Below are 21,796 nucleotides of genomic sequence, written 5' to 3'. Positions count from 1 at the left end.
TGCGTCTTTTATAGTGAGCAGGTTATCGGGATCGTATTTCTCTCCTCATAAACATGATATAAGAAATAGCGAAGCAAATAACCGTTGCCGCAATCAATCCGGTCAACTGTGGCCATACAACTAAAAGACTTTGTCCCAATGGGAGCGGACTAGGGATAGCTCCCTGTACCTGTTCCATAGTCAATGGCCCCAAACTTCTGACAGAAGGCATCAATAGTGTGGTGGTAGCTTCATTAAACAGTTCACTCGGTGCCAAACGCATCAACCCTAGAATAAACTTCTGATAACTGATAATCTGATAAGGTGATGCCATCTGTGACGGACTCAACCCTTTTGCCACCAAATTAACAATCATGGTATAGAATACACTAAAAAACAGCCAAACAGCCACAGATGCTAAGGCAGAAGTCGCTGCCTGACGGAAACGGAGTGAGAACAGAATAGCCAGATTCAACCAGAATGCTACATAAAAGATACTGGTAATGATGAAGAAAACAATTCTCCAAAACTCTTCTGCCGTAGGAGGAATACCAATAGCAATCAGCCCACATCCCATCACCAGAAAGCCCAATACAAACAACATGATACCTATCACAATCAAAGCAGCCACAAACTTCGCATTGATAATGCAATCGCGATGAATAGGCTGGGACAGCATACGGCTCAATGTTCCTTTATTTTGTTCGGAATTGACTGCATCAAATCCCAAAGCGATTCCCAATAGGGGACCTAAGAAGTTAATAAACAGCACAAAAGAGGGGAGAGTCCCATCTGAAACCGTAAACAACTTCAAGAAAAGAAACGAACCGTCCGGATCATTAGGTTTGATGGCTTCACTAATATTGGTGAGTGCTGTATATAGCGACCCCATACAGGTAAGTGCTATAATACCTATTAGTATAATAAAACGCCAACTTTTGACATGATCGGAAATTTCCTTGTTGACGATAACCCAAAAAGGATGATTGACTTTATTCATGTCTTTCTCCTCCTTCCTCAAAATAATGGTTATAAATATCAGACAATTCCTGCTTCTTATCTTTTAATTCTGCCATATCGATCAAAGCAAGTAATTGGCCATTACTGAACAAACCTACCCGGTCGCACACTTTCTGTACCTGATCCAGATGATGGGAAGAGAAAAGCACTGTCAGTCCTTCTTCTTTACTCAACCAGCGAATCAGTTCGATAAATTCCTGAACACCTGCAGGGTCAATCCCTGAAGTCGGCTCATCGAGAATAATAATCTCCGGATTTTTAATAAGTACATCAGCCAATCCCAACCGCTGTCTCATACCACGAGAGTATTTCCCTGTCTTTTTGGCTAACTGATCTTCAAGGCCTACCCGCTTCATCAGTTCCATAGCCTTGGTTTTTGCCTCTTTATCAGAAATACCATTTAATCGCGCTGTATAGATCAAATTCTCCGGTCCTGTCATATCATCATAGAATCCTACATCTTCTGGCAAATACCCAATTTTCCTTTTTACTTCAATGGGGTGTGTAGTAGAATTGATTCCACAAATTTCAACTGTTCCCGAAGTAGGCTCTGTCAATCCCAACATCATTAAGATAGTAGTTGATTTTCCAGCACCATTCGGTCCCAGTAATCCGAAGATTTCTCCTTTCCGGATATTCAGGCGAATATGATCTACAGCAGTGAAATTACCGTATTGTTTGGTCAAATCGGTAAGTACGATCACTTGTTCGCCCATAATTTACCTCCTTCCATATTTACGGAACAGATAGTAAACCACGCCGATGGTGGCAATAATGATAAGAACGCCTACCCATCCCCATATCATCGGAGTTTTTACTGCAACTCTGAACTGCGCATCTGCATTTACTTCAGGAGTTTTTGCCATGATGGTAGTCACATAGTCGCCTGGCAATGCTTTTTTAGAAGCTTTCAAAGTAGCCATAACCGTTGATGTCTCTCCGGCTTTTAGCGCATCGATTTTTGAAGGTTCGAAAGTTACTTCCCAGTCAGCTGGTTTATTAGCAGACAGCTGAATATCTTTCAGTAATGAAGAACCTGTATTTCTGACTTCCAGTTCTATTTTCTTTATATCACCTGCTGTGACATCTGTACTCAATAACCCACGGGGAGTAGTCAGTTCCATTTGATAAGAGCCGGTAACAACCACTTCCAGTTCCAATTCGGCAGAAGTGGTACCTGTAGCGGCGCGTACCGGAATTTTGTAACTGCCGGCTTCTACATTGGCAGGAGGAGTAATATCTATACTTACATTTTGAGTGCTGTTGGCTTCCACTTGTGCAGAAGTGGCTTGCTTATAGTTAGGTTTAAAAACTACATTCCAACCTCTGGGTGCATTAGCCATCAAAGCATATAGCTGCTGGTCGGCAGTCTGATTCTTTAAAGTGGCACTGAAAGTGAAGGTTGATTTGGAATTTCCCTGCATGTTGGGTTGGTCGGTAGTAAATTCAGTCTGGTATGTTCCTTTTTGAGCAACCACTACATCCAATGGAAGTTTGGCGTTTCCGGCATATACCACAAAGTGATAATTACCTTTATTCACTTTTAATGGGACTTCGACTTTTAAATTGAAAGTCTTTTTCTCTTTGGGAAGTACCGATAGTTGGCTAAGGCTCCAGCCACCGGATTTCATCTCGTGTTTCCAACTGGAGGACAATCCGCTGACAGAAAGATTCGCATTCGTCAACTGGTCTGTGTTGTTGATAAGATCAATACTGTAGTCAATTGACGCTCCGGGAGATACGGAGATTTTTGTGTAAGGTGTGTACAGAATCACGCTCTTAGGTATTGAATCATTGGCGTGCGTGTAACTCATAGGGATAATCCCCAATAGAATAGCTAATAATAAAAAATAATTTGTTCTCATAGTCATACAAAAGTTCTTATGGTTGTTTAATATGAATATTGTCAAATTTGTGTGTGCAAAAATAAACGATGTATCTATTAGTAGTTTTAAAAGAATCCTAAAGAATCTAATTTCAGGAAGAAATTATAGTGACACTATCCCTATAGGATGGTGACGGTATCCTTTATATATAGTGACGCTATGTTAACCGGATAGCGTCACTATATTTTTTCGATTTTTTTTCGGAAATTCTCAAAATTCCCAAATCTTTTCAGATTCTCCTCTCATCTTTGCATTATCAAATTAATAATAATAGTAAAAACCAATATTAAAAAACAACGATTATGAAAAAGTTAGTATTCTTATTAGTGTGTCTTTTCACTTTGCAAACAGTAGCTCGTGCAGATGACGACAAACCAATCCAGGTAACTCAAATGCCACAACCGGCACAGCAGTTTATCAAACAGCATTTTGCCGACAGCAAAGTAGCATTAGCCAAAATGGAAAGTGATTTCTTCTATAAAAGTTATGAAGTGATTTTCACGAATGGCGATAAAGTAGAGTTTGACAACAAAGGTAACTGGGAAGAAGTGAACTGCAAATATAGTTCTGTACCTACAGCAATTATTCCGGCAGCTATTCAGAAATACGTAGCGACCAATTACCCTGATGCTAAAATTCTAAAAATTGAGAGAGATAAGAAAGATTATGAAGTAAAACTGTCCAACCGTACGGAACTGAAGTTTGACCTGAAATTTAATTTGATTGATATTGATTTCTAAACCTATTTAAATTGAACAAAGATGAAACTAAAGATTTATACACTTTTACTGGCACTAAGCGTCACATGGAGTCTGCAAAGTTGTGACAACGATGACGATGGTTCAATAGCTGTTCCTGCCGAACTTCAAAGTGCATTTTCATCCAAATTCCCTAATGCTGCAAATGTGAAGTGGGAAACTAAGTCTGGATATTATGTAGCAGATTTCTATGACGGATATGAAGCATCTGCATGGTTCACCCAAGATGGTAAATGGCAAATGACAGAAACGGACATTCCTTACAATGCATTACCACAAGCAGTAAAAACGTCTTTTGAGAGCAGCGAATATGCCTCATGGAAGCGGGATGATATAGACAAACTGGAACGGACAGGCGTTGAAACTGTTTTCGTAATTGAAGTCGAAAAGCAGAATCAGGAGGTAGATTTGTATTATTCTGCTGATGGAACTCTGATTAAAAGCATTGTAGACACTGATGATGATAACACCGAACATCTTCCTGTACAATTGACTGAAGCTATGAAAAACTTCATCAATGAAAAGTATCCGAATGCAAGAATCATGGAAGTAGACGTTGAGGATGATAGAAATGATTGGGATTTTGGATATACAGAGGTAGATATCATTCATAATGGAATCCCAAAAGATGTATTGTTCAACCAGACTGGAAATTGGTATTCTACTTCATGGGAAATACGTCAGAATGAATTGCCAGAAGCAGTAAACAATACTCTCAATAATCAATATGGAGAATATCGTTTTGACGAAGCGGAGTATATTGAAAAAGCAGATGGTAGCATATATTATCGAATTGAACTTGAGAAGGGGGATGTAGATAAAGTAGTAAACATAGGCGAGAACGGTGCTGTCCTTTCATAGGTCAAAGTGCATAATTCTGAAACTTAATTCTCACAAACAACAAACGATGACATAATTCCTGGTGGATATGTCATCGTTTATTATTTTTTACTGCTCCTGTACACGTTTTCTTTTCACTGCCGATTTAGCAGTTTTATCAGTGATGCTGTCCGTTTGTTGCGGTTTCACCTTTTCAGCTTCTTCCCGTTTCCGCTTATTGCGTAACCGCCATTTATTCCAGAAATATAGATCACTCCATTTATTGAAATCCTTTTTATACATGATACCTACACCTTGTGTAGTCAAGTTTGTTTTTGTGTAATAACGGTCATTTGTCTCATTATAAGCCTTCAAACGAATATCTCCCGAACGGGTAATCAGCCATTCTGCTTCAAAGTCTCCTACAAAGTTAGTATTAGCCATCGGATTATCCCGATAACCGAAGTTTCCGTTTATCAATAAACGGTTATTCAATAATTGTCCCGACAAAATACCTTCTACTTCCATGTCTGTCCAACCCTTATCACCCGTACTCAAATTCGTACCGATATTCCAGTTATTCGTTTCAAAGACCTGTGAAAGTGCATTGTTCAACTGGCCGGAGAGAGTAGATGAGAGCACCGATGACATCACATTCGAATTCTGATTATTATTACGGGCATCTTCCGTATAGAACTTGCCAATACCCAGCAAATAAAGAATCTGCATATTCATTTGCTCTTCCGTACTGATATAATTACGTACCAATGTTTGTATTTCATCTCTTTCATTCGGAAGCTCAATACCCAGTTTGATAGTCGGTCGTACCAGCATACCACTTAGATTCATGATACAATTTACACGCACATTGGGTTGTTGTATAATAGCCGAAGCATCCGGTATCAAATCATTCAAAGAGGCAGAGTTCACTGTATATGAAGCTTGTATGTCCATGTTAGCATCCAAAGGTGCACCATTGAACGTTATTGTACTTCCATCTTTGATAATAAAGTCTTTACGAATCACTTCCTGCAAACTAAATTTATATACTCCTTGATTGATCCGGTAATTACCAAACATTTTCACATCGCCCTTATTATAAAATTCCGTCCGGATATTTCCCGTACCTTTTCCGCTTATATAATCTCCGGCAATAGGGTCCATAATGATTCGCATGGTGGCATCGGGAGTTGCATCCACGAGAATATTCAAACGGATATCTGTTTTCTGCTCTTCCTCCTCCTGACGTTTTTGCTGTATTTGTTCGTAATATGAGATTACTTGAACAGAATCCTGGATAGTACGACGAGGTGTTTTATCCACGAATTTGATAAACTGATTGCTAGTAGCCGATGCTACACTACCATTAATATAGGTAAAGGTAGTATTTCGATTTGTAGTCATGGCCACATTTACATCGAGCCCCTGTATGGCGTTTCCAGAGAGCAATACATTCCCGGTACCATATACCGTACCATAGAAAGGCATATCTGTCGATTCTTTTGTGTTCATCACAAGCATATTATTTGCCTGTATCTCGAAACGATAGTTTAGGTTCTTAAAATGCTGGAAATGCAAATATCCATTCATTCTCCCCGAATGCCCTTCCATATCAGAGATATGTATATTATTGAATGTCAATCCGGTAGGAGCCAAATGAATAGTATCTTTTACCGCAAAATGTGTGTTTAAAATATCAAAATTCATGGATGCATCTGTCATAACCGCACCATCCAGGTTCAATCCTTTAAATTTTCCATAGAAATGTACTTTTCCTGTTCCTCGCCCTTTAATATCATTGGCAATAGACTTCATATAATGTTCGAGGAATTTCAGATTCAATTCATTTGCTTCAATATTTAAATCAAGTCCGCTCTCGGGTTTTAATGGATAAATAATACCCGTGACACGCGACGGAGAAGGAGATATATCCTGAATGGATGCATCCAACCGGATACCTCTGTTTTCATTATCCCACTCACCATATATATCCAGTTCACCCAAACGACCGTGATTGAGTGAGAAATTCTTTATAAATAAACGGGTATTCATGATAGGCTTTTTAAACACTCCGCTTGCATAAGCCGTTCCTGTCGCATCGCCCTCAAAATTTACATCGTCGGATATACTTGCAATATCAAATACATATCCCATATTTATATCCTTTAGATCAACCTTTACAGTATCTTTAGGATTCTCGGAAAGCCGGCCGTTAATACGTACATACCTATCCTGATGACTAAAATAGAAATTATTCACATCCACTCGTCCGGAATCGACCACCACCTGCGAAGGATGTATCTTCCAGAGAGTATCATTTAAAATAACATCAGTAGGCTTCACATCCACCATCGCTTTCAACAATGACTTTTCTCCGCTTGTACGTAGAAATTTGGCAACAGCTGCTAATTTCCCGCTATATGTTGCTGCAGCATTATTTCCCCAATCCAAAGTCGTACTGACATTGTCATCTTTAGCTTGTGCATCCAGAGATAGATTGACTGCCCCTTTCTTTTTCAAATTAGTTAGACGAACCCGTGCACGAATATGATCTGCCGGATTCTCGCACAGAATCATACCTGACTCAATATAGTTGTTCTTATATTGCAGACGGGGAAAATATCCCTCTATACGCAAGCGTTGTAAAGCATCATTAAAATATCCCTTCAACGTAGAATGAGTATATACCGTTAACGGTATATCAAATATCGTAGATAAAATGTCCGTATTATATATATGTATATCAAACAAAAAGTTATTATGGGTTTCAATCGGCTTCTTGGGAGGTAATATCAAAGACGGCACATATTTCCGCATAATATTCAGAATACTGGCAGGCAATGTGTGATATTGGAATTTTCCCTCTATGCTTGCTTTCAGGAATTCGGAAGTCAATCTAAGCTGATTTTCTCCATTTTGTTTGGTTGCCCGGATATTCATATTCTGCATGAAATATGCTTTATCCGGAGCTGTAAATTCCAAGCTATCCACATTGATTTCTCCAATCATCTCATCCACTGATCCACCTGTAAAATTGGCTTTCAGTTTTAAAGAGAACTCTACATCAGGATATTTGGTCGTAAGATTCAAATCATGTGGGCGTACTTTATTGACTACTGCAAGAAAATTAAAAGTAGGAACTTTGGATGCAACATTTACGTCTCCATTCAGATAAATAGAGCCATTAGGATCATCCAACGCAATCTTTCCATTAAATCCGCCTTGTTTGTATTCTCCGTCCAGTGTGATATTTTCATATCTATATCTGCTATAATCTATCGAAGCAATTAGTCCTTTCAATTCTACGGCAGGCAAGTGGTCAGCAATATGCCGGCCATGTACATCCAGATTGAAAGTAATTTCTCCCAATTCCTCATTATCCAATAATTTACCTAGTTGAAAATCCTCTGTTTTGACAGCTCCGGAATACGCAAACAATCCTTTTGTCTTATCAGAACTCAATTTTAAGTCGGTCTTTACATTTCCAAGACTCGTTTGTAATTGTCCATAAGTAACTAAGTCCGTGAAGTATCCCGAAATTTCTCCCTGGAAACTCACGTTGCCCAAACGTTCGAGAAGAGGAGGAACTCCATTATAATTAGGACTCAAATTACGCACTAAAAAACCGACTCCGCGCGTATTGGCCGAAAGTTCGGAAAGGGTTCCATATACATACGCATCTTGTGGATGCGATAAGTCCTGAAGCGATACATCTCCTCGCAGACGGAACTGACGGTCATCGGCTGTAATCTCCAGATGCGAACAAGTCAACTGATCCACAGTTCCCTTCACCTCCATATCCAACGTCACCGGTTCCTTGAAATGCGAGAGGATAGGGACAAAAGGAGAAATATCTTTTAAAGTAACTTGCGATGGCAAAGTACGGAAAGAGAAATGCACCTGTTCTGTAAAACGGTCAAAAGCTTTCAAACTATCATACTCCAAATGAATGGTATCAAGCTTGAGAGAGGTTTCGGGCAATTCTATTGTAAAATTATCAATGTTTGTCTGCTTGTTATTGGCAACCAGTTTCAAACTCATTTTTTTCAAAGAGAAGCCGGATGCTTTTTCATCAAGGCTCAATCGCTTGATCCCTAAATTCAAAGAGTCCTTACTTAATGCCTTCAGCGATATATTAGCGATGATATTTTGAAGCTGAATATGCTTAGCGTTAAATTTCCCCGGTGTTTCTTCTTCCGACAACACATGATAAGACATCCTTCCACGACGAATCAGGATGGAATTAATACGCAAATCAAGGGAGTTTTCTTTCTTCACGGTATCTTTGGAAGCAAAAGCATCCAAAACAAACTTAAAATTAGGAGGGGAATCCGGAGTCTCTTTCCGGAGATTGATATTAAATCCGAAAAGCTGGACACTGCTAATGGATATCTTTCCTTTAAAAAAGGGCATAATATCGAACTTGGCAGACAAACGTGTGACTTTGAGCATTTCCTGACCACTCTGATCGTCAAGCAATACATCATCAATAATAATACGGTTCAATAGACCCATATTAATTCTACCAATCACTACCTTTGTATTTAAAACTTCAGAAAGTTCTTCAGCTACAAATACACTCATTGCTTGCTGAATGTTTGGTATATTCAGCAAAACAATAGTCCCGATATATACTCCCAGTACAATACCTACTACCCAGCGTACAGTCTTTTTCAGCGTTCTGATATGCGATAACTTTTATTTTGCGAACAAAAATATAAAATAGTTCGTTACGAATCGTAGTTTTATGATTACTTTTGCACCGTTTAATAGTTTAAATACTTATGAGTGCAATAATTTTAGGAATTGAATCCTCCTGTGACGATACGTCGGCAGCCGTAATCAAGGATGGTTATTTGCTGTCAAATGTGGTATCAAGTCAAGCCGTACATGAAGCATACGGTGGAGTAGTACCCGAGTTGGCTTCACGGGCACACCAACAAAACATCGTACCGGTAGTACATGAAGCATTAAAACGTGCCGGCGTCACCAAAGAAGAGTTGAGCGCGGTAGCTTTCACTCGCGGACCGGGATTGATGGGGTCTTTGCTTGTTGGAGTCTCCTTTGCAAAAGGATTCGCTCGTTCTTTAAACATCCCAATGATTGATGTTAATCATTTGACCGGACATGTTTTAGCTCATTTTATTAAAGCGGAAGGAGAAGAAGAGAGACAACCTGTTTACCCATTTCTCTGTTTGCTGGTATCTGGAGGAAATTCACAAATCATACTGGTCAAAGCCTATAATGATATGGAGATTCTTGGACAGACTATTGACGATGCCGCAGGTGAAGCTATTGATAAATGCTCTAAAGTGATGGGACTTGGTTATCCCGGCGGACCGATCATTGATAAACTGGCTCGTCAGGGAAATCCGAAAGCTTTTACATTCAGCAAACCGCATATTCCTGGTTTAGATTACAGCTTCAGCGGATTGAAAACTTCCTTTTTATATTCATTACGCGACTGGTTAAAGGAAGATCCTGATTTCATAGAACACCATAAAGTAGATCTTGCAGCATCATTGGAGGCTACTGTAGTGGATATTCTGATGGATAAATTACGAAAAGCCGCCAAAGAATATAAGATTAATGAAATAGCTGTGGCCGGAGGAGTTTCTGCAAACAATGGATTGCGTAATGCTTTCCGGGAACATGCCGAGAAATATGGCTGGAACATTTTTATCCCTAAATTCAGTTATACGACTGATAATGCAGCCATGATCGCCATTACCGGATATTTCAAATATCTGGATAAGGACTTTTGTTCTATTGATCTTCCGGCTTATTCTCGTGTGACGTTATAATTGGGTATACCTTATTATATATAATAGGATAAAAACTAAGAAGTATGTTTGCCGAAATAATAACCATTGGCGACGAACTGTTGATAGGACAGGTTGTCGACACTAATTCAGCCTGGATGGGGCAGGAATTAAATAAAATAGGCATTGAGGTTCTTCGTATTGTTTCAATCCGTGACCGGGAAAAGGAAATCTTGGAAGCGATTGATAATGCGATGGAAAGGGGGAATATTGTTTTAGTAACCGGAGGACTCGGACCTACCAAAGACGATATCACCAAACAAACTTTATGCAAATACTTTCATACAGAACTGGTTTTCAGCGAAGAAGTATTCGAAAATGTAAAACGGGTACTGGCAGGGAAAATACCAATGAATGCACTCAACAAAAGCCAGGCAATGGTTCCGAAAGATTGTACAGTGATAAATAATCCTGTAGGAAGTGCTTCTGTCAGCTGGTTCGAAAGAGATGGAAAGGTACTTGTTTCCATGCCGGGCGTTCCGCAAGAGATGACTGCCGTAATGACAGAAAGTGTATTACCTAAGCTGCACGAGAGGTTTCAAACGGATGTGATTATGCATCAAACATTTCTTGTACAACACTATCCGGAATCCGTATTGGCAGAAAAACTGGAACCGTGGGAGAGTGCTCTGCCAGAATGTATCAAATTGGCATATTTGCCTAAGCTGGGGATTATTCGTCTTAGACTGACAGGACGCGGACAAAACAGGGAAGAAGTAAAAGTTCTTCTTGAACGTGAAAAGGTAAAATTAGAGAAAATACTTGGTGAAGACATTTTCGGTGAAGAAGATACGCCATTGGAAGTTATAGTCGGTGAACTTTTAAAAAAGAAGAAATTGACCGTTTCCACCGCAGAAAGTTGTACCGGAGGCAGTATTGCCGCACGTTTGACCTCCATTGCCGGTAGTTCTGAATATTTTAACGGAAGCGTAGTAGCCTATTCTAATGAAGTAAAAATGGGACTTTTACACGTTTCCTCCGAAACATTGGAGCAACATGGGGCTGTCAGCGAAGAAACTGTGATTGAAATGGTAAAAGGTGCGATGAAAACACTAAAAACCGATTGCGCCGTTGCTACTTCAGGGATAGCAGGTCCTGGAGGGGGTACTCCCGAGAAGCCGGTGGGAACTGTTTGGATAGCCGCTGGTTATAAAAACGAAATTCGTACTTACAAACAGGAAACGAACCGCGGAAGAAGCATGAATATCGAAAGAGCAGGCAATAATGCACTATTAATGCTTCGTGATTTACTCAAATAAAGAAAAATAGGTGCCTGGAAGTGAATTATTTTAGGAAATTCTTGTTTTATACGGATAAAAGTGCTTACTTTGCGTCCTGTTTGAAAGAAGTATAGATATAAAACTATAAAAATAAGATAGAAATGTCGAAGATTTGTCAAATTACCGGAAAGAAAGCCATGATTGGCAACAATGTTTCACACTCAAAGAGAAGAACTAAAAGAACCTTTGATTTGAACTTGTTTAACAAAAAGTTCTATTATGTAGAACAAGATTGTTGGATCAGCCTTAGCATTTGTGCTAACGGGTTGCGTATTATCAACAAAAAAGGACTGGATGCTGCGCTGACTGAAGCTGTGGCTAAAGGTTATTGTGATTGGAAAAGCATTAAAGTAATCGGCTAAACGTAGAGGAGAAAACTTACAATGGCAAAGAAAGCAAAAGGTAACAGAGTACAAGTGATTCTGGAATGTACAGAACACAAAGACAGTGGAATGCCGGGAACATCTCGTTATATCACAACTAAGAACAGAAAGAATACTACAGAAAGACTTGAGTTGAAAAAATACAACCCGATTCTGAAGAGAGTAACAGTACACAAGGAAATTAAATAATAAAGTAGTATAACCCATGGCAAAGAAAACAGTAGCAAGTTTGCACGAAGGTTCTAAAGAAGGTCGTGCTTATACCAAGGTTATCAAAATGGTAAAATCTCCGAAAACTGGAGCATACGTTTTTGATGAACAAATGGTTCCGAACGAAAAAGTACAAGACTTTTTCAAAAAATAATCGAAATAGCATATACGCTATAACTGCAAAATCCTCTCATTGGTGAACAATGAGGGGATTTTTTATTGCTTCTTTTTTTACTTTTCCAATCCTTTGTTATATCTTTGTAGCAAATGTATTATACAAACAAGTGTAAATATGGGATTTTTTAGTTTTTTTTCAAAGGAGAAGAAGGAAACTTTAGATAAAGGATTATCTAAAACCAAAGAGAGCGTATTCAGTAAAATAGCTCGTGCTGTGGCTGGCAAGTCAAAAGTAGACGATGAAGTATTAGATAATCTGGAAGAAGTGCTGATTACATCTGACGTCGGCGTAGAAACAACTTTAAATATTATCAAGCGCATCGAAAAACGTGCTGCTGCAGATAAGTATGTAAATACTCAGGAACTGAATCTTATATTACGTGACGAAATAGCAGCTCTGCTTACTGAAAATAATTCGGGTGATGTAGCTGATTTCGACGTACCCATCGCAAGAAAACCTTATGTCATTATGGTTGTGGGAGTAAATGGGGTAGGTAAAACTACAACCATTGGTAAACTGGCTTATCAATTCAAGAAAGCAGGTAAATCCGTTTACTTGGGAGCCGCTGACACTTTCCGCGCTGCAGCTGTGGAACAGCTAATGATTTGGGGAGAACGGGTAGGAGTTCCCGTAGTTAAACAGAAAATGGGAGCAGATCCCGCATCTGTGGCTTATGACACTCTTAGTTCGGCCGTTGCCAATAACGCAGATGTGGTTATTATTGATACAGCCGGTCGTCTGCACAATAAGGTAGGCTTAATGAACGAGTTGACCAAAATTAAGAATGTGATGAAAAAGGTAGTGCCTGATGCACCGGATGAAGTTTTATTGGTACTGGACGGTTCCACCGGACAAAATGCATTTGAGCAAGCCAAACAATTTACTTTGGCGACGGAAGTTACCGCTATGGCCATCACTAAGCTTGATGGAACCGCTAAAGGTGGTGTTGTGATTGGTATTTCCGACCAATTCAAGATTCCTGTTAAGTATATCGGACTAGGCGAAGGCATGGAAGACCTGCAGGTATTCCGTAAAAATGAATTCGTTGATTCCTTGTTTGGAGAAAATGCATGAAAAGAAAAACAATAGATATTATTACTTTAGGATGTTCTAAAAATCTGGTTGACTCCGAGCAGCTAATGCGCCAATTGGAGGAAGTCGGATACAGCGTAACTCATGACACTGAAAATCCGCAAGGAGAAATTGCGGTAATCAATACATGTGGTTTCATTGGTGATGCCAAAGAAGAATCCATAAATATGATTCTGGAGTTCGCTGAAAGAAAGGAAGAAGGGGATTTAAAGAAACTTTTCGTGATGGGTTGTCTTTCCGAACGCTATCTCAAGGAATTAGCTGTTGAGATACCACAGGTAGATAAGTTTTATGGGAAGTTTAATTGGAAGGAGCTTTTACAGGACTTGGGAAAGGTCTATCACGATGAATTATATATCGAACGGACATTGACAACTCCCCAGCATTATGCTTACCTGAAAATTTCAGAAGGATGTGATCGTAAATGTTCTTATTGTGCTATCCCTATTATTACAGGACACCATATTTCCAAACCAATGGAAGAAATTCTGGACGAAGTACGATACCTGGTATCGCAAGGCGTGAAAGAATTTCAGGTGATCGCACAGGAATTGACTTATTACGGCATAGACCGGTATAAGAAACAAATGCTTCCGGAATTGATTGAGCGTATTTCTGATATACCCGGGGTGGAATGGATTCGCTTGCATTATGCCTATCCAGCACATTTCCCAACAGATTTATTCCGGGTTATGCGCGAACGTGACAATGTATGTAAATACATGGACATTGCCCTTCAGCACATCAGTGACAATATGTTGAAGTTAATGCGCCGACAAGTGAGCAAAGAGGATACTTACCAATTGATCGAACAATTCCGCAGAGAAGTGCCGGGCATTCACCTGAGGACGACTTTAATGGTAGGACATCCCGGAGAAACCGAGGAAGACTTCGAGGATCTCAAAGAATTTGTACGTAAAGTACGTTTTGATCGAATGGGTGCTTTCGCATATTCCGAAGAAGAAGGGACTTATGCTGCAGAAACATACGAAGATTCTATTCCACAAGAGGTTAAACAAGCCCGACTTGATGAATTGATGGATATCCAGCAAGGTATTTCGGCAGAGTTAAGTGCAGAAAAGATCGGTAAACAGATGAAAGTGATCATCGATCGTCTGGAAGGAGATTATTATATCGGACGGACAGAATTTGATTCACCGGAAGTAGATCCGGAAGTATTGATTGATCGTTCAGAGAGAGAACTTAAGATCGGACAGTTTTATCAGGTAGAAGTGGTGAATGCGGACGATTTTGATTTATATGCAAAGATTATAAATGACTATGAATAATAAGGAATTTACATCCGAACTAGCGGAAAGATTGGGATACACAATCAAGGATACTTCCGAATTGATGAATTCTTTGTTGTCCAGTATGACACAAGAATTGGAAGAAGGTAATGTGATTGCAATTCAAGGATTCGGTTCTTTTGAAGTGAAAAAGAAAGCGGAACGGATTTCAATCAACCCGGCAAGCAAACAACGCATGCTGGTTCCACCTAAATTGGTATTATCGTATAGACCTAGCAATACATTGAAAGATAAGTTTAAATAAATATTTCCCGTTATGAATGAAAGACTAACAATTCAAGACCTTACTGACTTATTGGCAGCCAAACATAGCATGACCAAGAAAGACGCCGAAGCGTTTGTTAAAGAGTTTTTCCTCTTGATAGAACAAGCCTTGGAGAACGAAAAGACTGTAAAAATCAAAGGATTGGGAACTTTCAAACTTATTGATGTAGATAGCCGGGAAAGTGTCAATGTCAACACAGGCGAGCGTTTCCAGATAAAAGGACATACAAAAGTCTCATTTTCTCCGGATGCAAATCTAAGGGATACGATAAATAAACCTTTTGCACACTTTGAGACTATTGTATTGAATGAAAATACAATTCTGGAAGATACTCCGATAGAAGAGACTGAGGAAGAAGAAACAGGAGAGGAAGCGTCAGCACAGGCAGTCTTGAATGAGATGGGGGATGACTCTGAAACTACTGTGATAGAAGAAAATGAAGGTACTGATGATGGTCTTTCGGAAGAAGAGCCGATTCAGGAAGAGCAAATAGCCAGTCAGCCACTTGTGGAAGAGTCCATTGAAGAACCTGCTATTACTGAGGAATCTGCAATAGCACAGGAATCGACAGAACAGACGTCTCCTAAAGAGCCCGAAGAAGCCATTACAGAGACTGATATCGAAGAAAAGGTAGAACAGCTGGAAGATGAAGAGGTTCCGGAAGAGGAAGTGATAATCAATGAGCAGCAAGCAGCATTTATAGAAGAAGAAAAAGAAGAGATCACTGCCGAAAAGATTATAGAGCAAGAGCTTCTAAAAGCAAATCTGCAACCTGTGACTCCTATAGTGCCTCCTGCTGAAAAAGAAACGATAAAACCGGTCCAACCGGAACAAGTATCCCAGCCGGTTTCTAAAAAGACAGCCCCAGTGAAGGAAAAATCTCCTGTACCTTATTTAATAGCTGTTATTGTAGTCGTTTTGTTATTATGCGGAGGTGTCATTCTTTTTATTTATTATCCGGATTTATTCTCTTCTTCATCTGACAAGAATGCACTGGATATGCCGCCTGTGACCACTCAACCCGTTCAACCGGAAGCGCAGCTTTCTGATACGATTGCACATAAGGATACTACAAAGGTAATAACGCCTGATGTATCCAAAGTCGCTACCACGACACAACCGGTTGCCAAAAAAGAAGAAGCTATTCCTGTCAAAGCAGAACCTCAAACGGTTACACAACAACCTGCTACTTCTGCCTATCTGGATTCAGCATCTTATAAGATTACGGGAACCAAGACAAAATATACAATCAAAGAAGGAGAAACTTTGACTAGGGTTTCCTTGCGTTTTTATGGTACAAAGGCAATGTGGCCATACATTGTGAAACACAATCCGAAGGTTATTAAGAACCCCAACAATGTACCGTATGGCACAACTATTGAAATACCAGAACTTACAAAAGAATAAGTAGTTATAATCCATTCACCCGACCATGCAAATCCTGTATTGGTCGGGTGAAGTGTTATGGATGTACAAAAGCGTATGAAAGTACCTTAATCTAAAGATTTCGCATTGTTTTTTAATAAAAATTAGTTGCAATCGTTAATTATATGGCGTACTTTTGGGGCAAAATAAAAAGCCTTATGACACAGGCAAGGCTTACATAAAATTAATGGGATTTAAATAATAAAATATTAAGTATTTATGGCTGAATCAATTGATATCCGCGAGCTAAATGAGCGGATTGAAAGACAAAGTGCTTTCGTTACCAATCTTACGACAGGTATGGACCAAATCATTGTTGGTCAGAAACATTTGGTTGAATCACTGCTTATCGGATTACTTTCCGATGGACACGTCCTCTTGGAAGGTGTGCCTGGTTTGGCGAAAACTTTGGCTATTAAGACACTCGCTTCTCTGATTGATGCGAAATATAGCCGTATCCAGTTTACGCCGGACTTATTGCCTGCAGACGTTATCGGTACAATGGTTTACAGTCAGAAAGATGAATCTTTTAAAGTGCAGCGCGGACCTATTTTCGCAAACTTTGTATTAGCTGATGAAATTAACCGTGCTCCTGCAAAAGTACAAAGTGCTTTGCTGGAAGCAATGCAAGAACGTCAGGTTACTATTGGTAAAGAAACATTCATGTTACCGGAACCTTTCCTTGTATTGGCAACTCAGAACCCTATCGAACAGGAAGGTACTTATCCGCTTCCTGAAGCACAGGTTGACCGTTTCATGCTGAAAGTAGTCATTGATTATCCGAAGTTGGAAGAAGAAAAATTGATTATTCGTCAGAATATCAATGGTGAGAAGTTCAATGTGAAACCTATTCTAAGAGCGGATGAAATTATTGAAGCACGTAAGGTTGTTCGTCAAGTCTATCTGGATGAGAAGATCGAGCGTTATATTGTAGATATCGTATTTGCAACTCGTTTCCCAGAAAAATATGACCTCAAGGAACTGAAAGATATGATCGGATTCGGAGGTTCACCTCGTGCGTCTATCAATCTGGCTTTAGCTGCTCGTACGTATGCATTCATCAAACGTCGCGGCTACGTTATTCCGGAAGATGTACGTGCTGTAGCACATGATGTTCTTCGTCACCGTATCGGATTGACATACGAAGCTGAAGCTAACAACATGACTTCGGACGAAATCATCAGTAAGATTCTGAATAAGGTTGAAGTACCCTAATTTGTAGTTATAATACAGTCAATAAGTAGTCATAAATATCTATGCATGACTACTTAACTACCTACTAATTAACTACTGTATAAATGGAAACAAGTGAAATACTAAAAAAAGTTCGCCAAATTGAAATAAAGACACGAGGATTGTCTAACAATATCTTTGCAGGCCAGTATCATTCGGCTTTCAAAGGTAGGGGTATGTCATTTTCGGAAGTCCGTGAATATCAATTCGGTGATGATATACGTGACATAGACTGGAATGTGACTGCGCGCTTCAATAAACCTTATGTGAAAGTGTTTGAAGAAGAACGTGAACTGACAGTTATGTTAATGGTTGATGTTTCCGGAAGTTTGGAATTTGGTACGATCAAGCAGTTAAAGAAAGATATGGTGACGGAAATCGCTGCTACTCTTGCTTTCTCTGCCATCCAGAATAATGATAAAATAGGTGTGATTTTCTTTTCAGACCGGATAGAGAAGTTTATTCCTCCCAAGAAAGGACGTAAACATATCTTGTATATTATCCGTGAATTGATTGATTTCCAACCGGAAAGCCGTCGCACAAATATTCGTCTTGCCTTGGAATATTTGACAAACGTAATGAAAAGGCGTTGCACTGCATTTATCTTATCAGATTTTATTGACCAGGAAAGCTTTAAGAATGCGCTGACCATTGCTAACAGGAAACATGATGTAGTAGCATTGCAAGTATACGACAGGAGAGTCAGTGATCTTCCTCCAGTAGGACTGATGCGAATCAAAGATGCAGAAACTGGGCATGAACAATGGATTGACACCTCTTCCAAAGCTGTACGCCGGGCACATCGCGACTGGTGGATACAAAAGCAGACTGAACTGAACGATACTTTTACCAAAAGTAACGTAGATGCTGTATCCGTCAGAACCGATCAGGATTACGTAAAGGCATTGTTGAATTTATTTGCCAAACGAAATTAATGGAATCAAAGATGAATAGAAATATTATTCTGATAGCATTATTAGGTCTATTGTTTGTCAGTAAAGCAGTAGCACAGTCTGTTACAGTAGAAGCAAAAATTGATTCACTGCAGATACTAATCGGCGAACAGGCGAAAGTGCAATTGCAAGTAGCCATGGATGCCAAACAGCGTGCTATTTTTCCTGCTTACACTGATACACTGGTAAGAGGTGTGGAAATTATAGAAACAGTCAAACCAGATACCCAATTCCTGAATGATCGTCAGAGGATGGTGATTACGCAGGAGTACATTATCACTTCTTTTGACTCTGCTCTATATTATCTGCCGCCAATGCCGGTTACCGTAGATGGGAAAGTGTACAACTCCAAAGCTCTCGCATTAAAAGTATATTCAATGCCGGTTGACACCTTACATCCGGACCAGTTCTTCGGACAAAAACCTGTGATGAAAGCTCCTTTTGCATGGGAAGACTGGTATGGATTGATCGCTTGTTCATTCTTGGCTTTACCTTTGCTTGGCTTGCTGATCTATCTGATTGTTCGCATACGTGATAATAAACCGATTATCCGTAAAATTAAAGTTGAACCTAAATTGCCGCCACATCAGGCTGCAATGAAAGAGATAGAACGTATCAAGACAGAGAAGGTATGGCAGAAAGGGCAATCGAAGGAGTACTATACCGAACTTACCGATGCTATTCGTACATATATAAAGGATCGTTTCGGATTTAATGCATTGGAAATGACTTCTTCTGAAATAATTGATCAGTTACTGGAAATGAATGATAAAGAGGCCATATCAGACCTAAAACTATTGTTCCAGACTGCTGATTTAGTGAAGTTCGCCAAGCATAATCCTCAGATGAATGAAAACGATGCCAATTTGATTAATGCCATTGATTTTATCAATGAGACCAAACAACCGGAAGAGGAAAATCAGAAACCGCAACCAACGGAAATCACTATTATTGAGAAACGTCCTTTACGTGTTAAAGCTATGCTGATTTGTGGAATTGCATTGTTATCAGCAGCATTGATCGGTACCTTTATATATATAGGTCTACAGTTATACAATCTTTTTGTATAAAGGATGTATAGCTTAATACTAAATAGTAAACTGTTAAATCATAAATAAAATGGTTTTTGCCAATATTGAATATCTGTTTTTGCTATTATTGCTTATACCGTATATTGTATGGTATATCCTGAAGCAAAAGAAAAGTGAAGCAACTCTTCAAATTTCAGATGCCCGGGTATATGCGCATACACCTAAAAGTTATAAGAATTATTTGTTGCATGTTCCATTTCTATTACGCTGCCTTGCTTTAGTACTGGTTATTTTGGTTCTTGCACGCCCGCAAACTACTAATAAGTGGCAGAACAGTGAGATAGAAGGAATTGATATTATGCTAGCTATCGACGTTTCTACCAGTATGCTGGCTGAAGACTTGAAGCCGAACAGACTGGAAGCTGCTAAAGACGTAGCTGCAGAGTTTATCAATGGACGTCCCAATGATAATATCGGTATTACATTATTTGCAGGAGAAACTTTCACCCAATGTCCGTTGACTGTAGACCATGCTGTATTATTGGATATGATACATAATATCAAATGTGGTCTTATCACTGACGGTACTGCTGTCGGTATGGGTATTGCAAATGCTGTAACCCGCTTAAAAGATAGCAAAGCGAAATCCAAAGTTATTATCCTATTGACGGATGGTACAAATAACAAGGGAGATATTTCGCCTATGACAGCGGCAGAAATAGCAAAAAGCTTTGGTATTCGTGTATATACCATCGGAGTAGGTACCAATGGAATGGCTCCTTATCCTTATCCAGTCGGAAATACGGTGCAATATGTAAGTATGCCGGTAGAAATTGATGAAAAGACATTGACAGAGATTGCCGGAACGACAGATGGTAACTATTTCCGGGCTACGAGCAACTCGAAGCTTAAAGAAGTATATGAAGAAATTGATAAACTGGAAAAGACGAAACTGAATGTAAAAGAGTATAGTAAGCGGGACGAAGAATATCATTGGTTTGCTTTAGCAGCTTTCCTCTGTGTCTTGTTGGAAGTACTATTACGTAATTCGGTACTCAAGAAAATTCCATAAGGATGTTTGTCAATCGTTATTTGCCAATCATAAAATAGTAAGAAGATGTTTCGATTTGGAGAACCTACATATTTATATTTATTGTTGCTATTACCTTTTTTAGCAGCTTTCTACTTGTATTCCAATTACAAGAGGAGAAAGAATATCCGACGTTTCGGAGATCCGACTTTGTTGGCTCAGTTAATGCCTGACGTATCCAAATATCGTCCGGATGTAAAATTCTGGATTATTTTTGTTGCTATTGGTTTGTTCTCCGTATTACTGGCACGCCCTCAATTCGGTTCAAAACTGGAAACGGTTAAACGCAAGGGAGTAGAGGTAATTATTGCTTTGGACATTTCAAACTCTATGTTAGCGCAGGATGTACAGCCTAGCCGTTTAGAAAAAGCAAAAAGATTAATATCCAGATTAGTAGATGAGCTTGATAATGATAAGGTAGGTATGATTGTATTTGCCGGTGACGCTTTTACACAGCTGCCAATTACAAGTGACTATATTTCCGCTAAGATGTTCTTAGAATCCATTAGTCCTTCGTTGATTTCTAAACAGGGTACAGCTATTGGGGAAGCAATCAATCTGGCAGCCCGTAGTTTCACTCCGCAAGAAGGGGTAGGACGGGCTATTATTGTTATTACTGATGGTGAAAATCATGAAGGTGGTGCAGTGGAAGCTGCCAAAGCTGCGGCAGAAAAGGGTATTCAAGTAAGTGTATTGGGAGTAGGTATGCCTGATGGCGCTCCAATACCGGTGGAAGGAACGAATGATTACCGCCGCGACCGGGAAGGTAATGTGATTGTTACCCGTTTGAATGAAGCTATGTGTCAGGAAATTGCAAAAGAAGGAAAAGGTATATATGTACGAGTAGATAATTCTAATTCAGCCCAAAAGGCCATCAATCAAGAAGTGAATAAAATGGCGAAATCTGATGTAGAGTCGAAAGTATATACGGAGTTTAACGAACAATTCCAGGCTATTGCATGGGTTATTCTACTATTGTTATTGGCAGAAATCTTAATTCTGGATCGCAAAAATCCTTTATTTAAGAACATTCACCTGTTTTCTAATAAGAAATAGTTATAC

General features: G+C 39.4%; 20 protein-coding genes. 16 read left to right on the top strand and 4 right to left on the bottom strand.

Annotated elements, in window-relative coordinates; genetic code table 11:
* Nucleotides 1-22 precede the first annotated feature (22 nt).
* Genes DWZ47_RS19445 through DWZ47_RS19435 form a run of 3 tightly spaced genes read right to left on the bottom strand, consistent with a single transcriptional unit; the run spans nucleotide 23 to nucleotide 2,870 of the window.
* Entirely contained in the window at nucleotides 23-979 is a 957-nt protein-coding gene (locus DWZ47_RS19445) for an ABC transporter permease (protein ID WP_004295992.1), read from the bottom strand.
* Entirely contained in the window at nucleotides 972-1,715 is a 744-nt protein-coding gene (locus DWZ47_RS19440; RefSeq protein WP_004295990.1) for an ABC transporter ATP-binding protein, read from the bottom strand. The genes DWZ47_RS19445 and DWZ47_RS19440 overlap by 8 nt, the downstream gene beginning before the upstream one ends.
* A gap of 3 nt (nucleotides 1,716-1,718) precedes the next feature.
* On the bottom strand, nucleotides 1,719-2,870 hold the full coding sequence (locus DWZ47_RS19435) for an NEW3 domain-containing protein (protein WP_117514322.1): 1,152 nt from the start codon (nucleotides 2,868-2,870) through the stop codon (nucleotides 1,719-1,721).
* Between the two features lie 317 nt (nucleotides 2,871-3,187).
* Between DWZ47_RS19435 and DWZ47_RS19430 the strand changes: the two genes are divergently transcribed.
* Nucleotides 3,188-3,625, top strand: coding sequence for a PepSY-like domain-containing protein (locus tag DWZ47_RS19430; RefSeq protein ID WP_004295988.1), 438 nt, complete (start codon nucleotides 3,188-3,190; stop codon nucleotides 3,623-3,625).
* A gap of 21 nt (nucleotides 3,626-3,646) precedes the next feature.
* Nucleotides 3,647-4,504 carry a PepSY-like domain-containing protein gene (locus tag DWZ47_RS19425; RefSeq protein WP_004295987.1) on the top strand — a complete coding sequence of 286 codons (858 nt, stop codon included), beginning with the start codon at nucleotides 3,647-3,649 and terminating at the stop codon, nucleotides 4,502-4,504.
* Nucleotides 4,505-4,591: 87 nt separating this feature from the next.
* On the opposite strand, the gene DWZ47_RS19420 is transcribed toward DWZ47_RS19425, so the two are convergent.
* Nucleotides 4,592-9,046 (bottom strand): translocation/assembly module TamB, encoded by a 4,455-nt coding sequence (locus tag DWZ47_RS19420; RefSeq protein ID WP_117514320.1) that lies wholly within the window; start codon nucleotides 9,044-9,046, stop codon nucleotides 4,592-4,594.
* Between the two features lie 200 nt (nucleotides 9,047-9,246).
* Here DWZ47_RS19420 and tsaD point away from each other — a divergent pair, with 200 nt between their 5' ends.
* The 14 genes from tsaD to DWZ47_RS19350 all read left to right on the top strand — a co-directional run bounded on the left by tsaD (nucleotide 9,247) and on the right by DWZ47_RS19350 (nucleotide 21,790).
* Complete coding sequence (gene tsaD, locus DWZ47_RS19415) at nucleotides 9,247-10,266, top strand: tRNA (adenosine(37)-N6)-threonylcarbamoyltransferase complex transferase subunit TsaD (RefSeq protein WP_004306076.1); 1,020 nt, start codon at nucleotides 9,247-9,249, stop codon at nucleotides 10,264-10,266.
* 44 nt (nucleotides 10,267-10,310) lie between these two features.
* On the top strand, nucleotides 10,311-11,543 hold the full coding sequence (locus tag DWZ47_RS19410) for a competence/damage-inducible protein A (RefSeq protein WP_117514318.1): 1,233 nt from the start codon (nucleotides 10,311-10,313) through the stop codon (nucleotides 11,541-11,543).
* Between the two features lie 122 nt (nucleotides 11,544-11,665).
* The gene (gene rpmB, locus DWZ47_RS19405; RefSeq protein WP_004295983.1) at nucleotides 11,666-11,926 is read left to right on the top strand and encodes a 50S ribosomal protein L28; all 261 of its coding nucleotides are present in this window, start codon (nucleotides 11,666-11,668) and stop codon (nucleotides 11,924-11,926) included.
* Between the two features lie 21 nt (nucleotides 11,927-11,947).
* The gene (gene rpmG / locus DWZ47_RS19400) at nucleotides 11,948-12,136 is read left to right on the top strand and encodes a 50S ribosomal protein L33 (protein ID WP_002560155.1); all 189 of its coding nucleotides are present in this window, start codon (nucleotides 11,948-11,950) and stop codon (nucleotides 12,134-12,136) included.
* A 16-nt stretch (nucleotides 12,137-12,152) separates the two neighbouring features.
* On the top strand, nucleotides 12,153-12,311 hold the full coding sequence (locus DWZ47_RS19395; RefSeq protein WP_004295982.1) for a DUF4295 domain-containing protein: 159 nt from the start codon (nucleotides 12,153-12,155) through the stop codon (nucleotides 12,309-12,311).
* Between the two features lie 138 nt (nucleotides 12,312-12,449).
* Nucleotides 12,450-13,409, top strand: a complete 960-nt coding sequence (gene ftsY, locus DWZ47_RS19390) for a signal recognition particle-docking protein FtsY (protein WP_004295981.1) — start codon at nucleotides 12,450-12,452, stop codon at nucleotides 13,407-13,409.
* Nucleotides 13,406-14,716, top strand: coding sequence for a 30S ribosomal protein S12 methylthiotransferase RimO (gene rimO, locus DWZ47_RS19385; protein WP_004306074.1), 1,311 nt, complete (start codon nucleotides 13,406-13,408; stop codon nucleotides 14,714-14,716). The genes ftsY and rimO overlap by 4 nt, the downstream gene beginning before the upstream one ends.
* Entirely contained in the window at nucleotides 14,709-14,981 is a 273-nt protein-coding gene (locus DWZ47_RS19380; RefSeq protein WP_004306073.1) for an HU family DNA-binding protein, read from the top strand. The genes rimO and DWZ47_RS19380 overlap by 8 nt, the downstream gene beginning before the upstream one ends.
* A gap of 12 nt (nucleotides 14,982-14,993) precedes the next feature.
* Nucleotides 14,994-16,409: an HU family DNA-binding protein gene (locus DWZ47_RS19375; RefSeq protein ID WP_117514316.1), complete on the top strand. Its 1,416-nt coding sequence runs from the start codon at nucleotides 14,994-14,996 to the stop codon at nucleotides 16,407-16,409.
* A gap of 237 nt (nucleotides 16,410-16,646) precedes the next feature.
* Nucleotides 16,647-17,642, top strand: coding sequence for an AAA family ATPase (locus DWZ47_RS19370; protein ID WP_004295977.1), 996 nt, complete (start codon nucleotides 16,647-16,649; stop codon nucleotides 17,640-17,642).
* 83 nt (nucleotides 17,643-17,725) lie between these two features.
* Nucleotides 17,726-18,595 (top strand): DUF58 domain-containing protein, encoded by an 870-nt coding sequence (locus DWZ47_RS19365; protein WP_004295976.1) that lies wholly within the window; start codon nucleotides 17,726-17,728, stop codon nucleotides 18,593-18,595.
* Nucleotides 18,595-19,683 carry a hypothetical protein gene (locus DWZ47_RS19360; RefSeq protein WP_117514314.1) on the top strand — a complete coding sequence of 363 codons (1,089 nt, stop codon included), beginning with the start codon at nucleotides 18,595-18,597 and terminating at the stop codon, nucleotides 19,681-19,683. Before DWZ47_RS19365 ends, DWZ47_RS19360 begins: the two co-directional genes overlap by 1 nt.
* Before the next feature lie 49 nt (nucleotides 19,684-19,732).
* Entirely contained in the window at nucleotides 19,733-20,716 is a 984-nt protein-coding gene (locus tag DWZ47_RS19355) for a vWA domain-containing protein (RefSeq protein ID WP_004295974.1), read from the top strand.
* A gap of 45 nt (nucleotides 20,717-20,761) precedes the next feature.
* A complete protein-coding gene (locus DWZ47_RS19350) occupies nucleotides 20,762-21,790 on the top strand; it encodes a VWA domain-containing protein (RefSeq protein WP_004295973.1) in 1,029 nt (342 codons plus the stop codon).
* Nucleotides 21,791-21,796 lie beyond the last annotated feature (6 nt).

The organism is Bacteroides sp. AF32-8BH (assembly GCF_003435205.1).
In the GTDB taxonomy this organism is placed as follows: Bacteria; Bacteroidota; Bacteroidia; order Bacteroidales; family Bacteroidaceae; genus Bacteroides; species Bacteroides ovatus.
Note: the sequence above shows the minus strand (reverse complement) of the source record. Positions and strands in the feature narration are given on the sequence as shown.

What these genes read in the sequence shown, in the direction of transcription:
- DWZ47_RS19445 (WP_004295992.1), bottom strand. Translation starts at nt 979, where the DNA reads ATGAATAAAGTCAATCATCCTTTTTGGGTTATCGTCAACAAGGAAATT.
- DWZ47_RS19440 (WP_004295990.1), bottom strand. Translation starts at nt 1,715, where the DNA reads ATGGGCGAACAAGTGATCGTACTTACCGATTTGACCAAACAATACGGT.
- DWZ47_RS19435 (WP_117514322.1), bottom strand. Translation starts at nt 2,870, where the DNA reads ATGACTATGAGAACAAATTATTTTTTATTATTAGCTATTCTATTGGGG.
- DWZ47_RS19430 (WP_004295988.1), top strand. Translation starts at nt 3,188, where the DNA reads ATGAAAAAGTTAGTATTCTTATTAGTGTGTCTTTTCACTTTGCAAACA.
- DWZ47_RS19425 (WP_004295987.1), top strand. Translation starts at nt 3,647, where the DNA reads ATGAAACTAAAGATTTATACACTTTTACTGGCACTAAGCGTCACATGG.
- DWZ47_RS19420 (WP_117514320.1), bottom strand. Translation starts at nt 9,046, where the DNA reads ATGAGTGTATTTGTAGCTGAAGAACTTTCTGAAGTTTTAAATACAAAG.
- tsaD (WP_004306076.1), top strand. Translation starts at nt 9,247, where the DNA reads ATGAGTGCAATAATTTTAGGAATTGAATCCTCCTGTGACGATACGTCG.
- DWZ47_RS19410 (WP_117514318.1), top strand. Translation starts at nt 10,311, where the DNA reads ATGTTTGCCGAAATAATAACCATTGGCGACGAACTGTTGATAGGACAG.
- rpmB (WP_004295983.1), top strand. Translation starts at nt 11,666, where the DNA reads ATGTCGAAGATTTGTCAAATTACCGGAAAGAAAGCCATGATTGGCAAC.
- rpmG (WP_002560155.1), top strand. Translation starts at nt 11,948, where the DNA reads ATGGCAAAGAAAGCAAAAGGTAACAGAGTACAAGTGATTCTGGAATGT.
- DWZ47_RS19395 (WP_004295982.1), top strand. Translation starts at nt 12,153, where the DNA reads ATGGCAAAGAAAACAGTAGCAAGTTTGCACGAAGGTTCTAAAGAAGGT.
- ftsY (WP_004295981.1), top strand. Translation starts at nt 12,450, where the DNA reads ATGGGATTTTTTAGTTTTTTTTCAAAGGAGAAGAAGGAAACTTTAGAT.
- rimO (WP_004306074.1), top strand. Translation starts at nt 13,406, where the DNA reads ATGAAAAGAAAAACAATAGATATTATTACTTTAGGATGTTCTAAAAAT.
- DWZ47_RS19380 (WP_004306073.1), top strand. Translation starts at nt 14,709, where the DNA reads ATGAATAATAAGGAATTTACATCCGAACTAGCGGAAAGATTGGGATAC.
- DWZ47_RS19375 (WP_117514316.1), top strand. Translation starts at nt 14,994, where the DNA reads ATGAATGAAAGACTAACAATTCAAGACCTTACTGACTTATTGGCAGCC.
- DWZ47_RS19370 (WP_004295977.1), top strand. Translation starts at nt 16,647, where the DNA reads ATGGCTGAATCAATTGATATCCGCGAGCTAAATGAGCGGATTGAAAGA.
- DWZ47_RS19365 (WP_004295976.1), top strand. Translation starts at nt 17,726, where the DNA reads ATGGAAACAAGTGAAATACTAAAAAAAGTTCGCCAAATTGAAATAAAG.
- DWZ47_RS19360 (WP_117514314.1), top strand. Translation starts at nt 18,595, where the DNA reads ATGGAATCAAAGATGAATAGAAATATTATTCTGATAGCATTATTAGGT.
- DWZ47_RS19355 (WP_004295974.1), top strand. Translation starts at nt 19,733, where the DNA reads ATGGTTTTTGCCAATATTGAATATCTGTTTTTGCTATTATTGCTTATA.
- DWZ47_RS19350 (WP_004295973.1), top strand. Translation starts at nt 20,762, where the DNA reads ATGTTTCGATTTGGAGAACCTACATATTTATATTTATTGTTGCTATTA.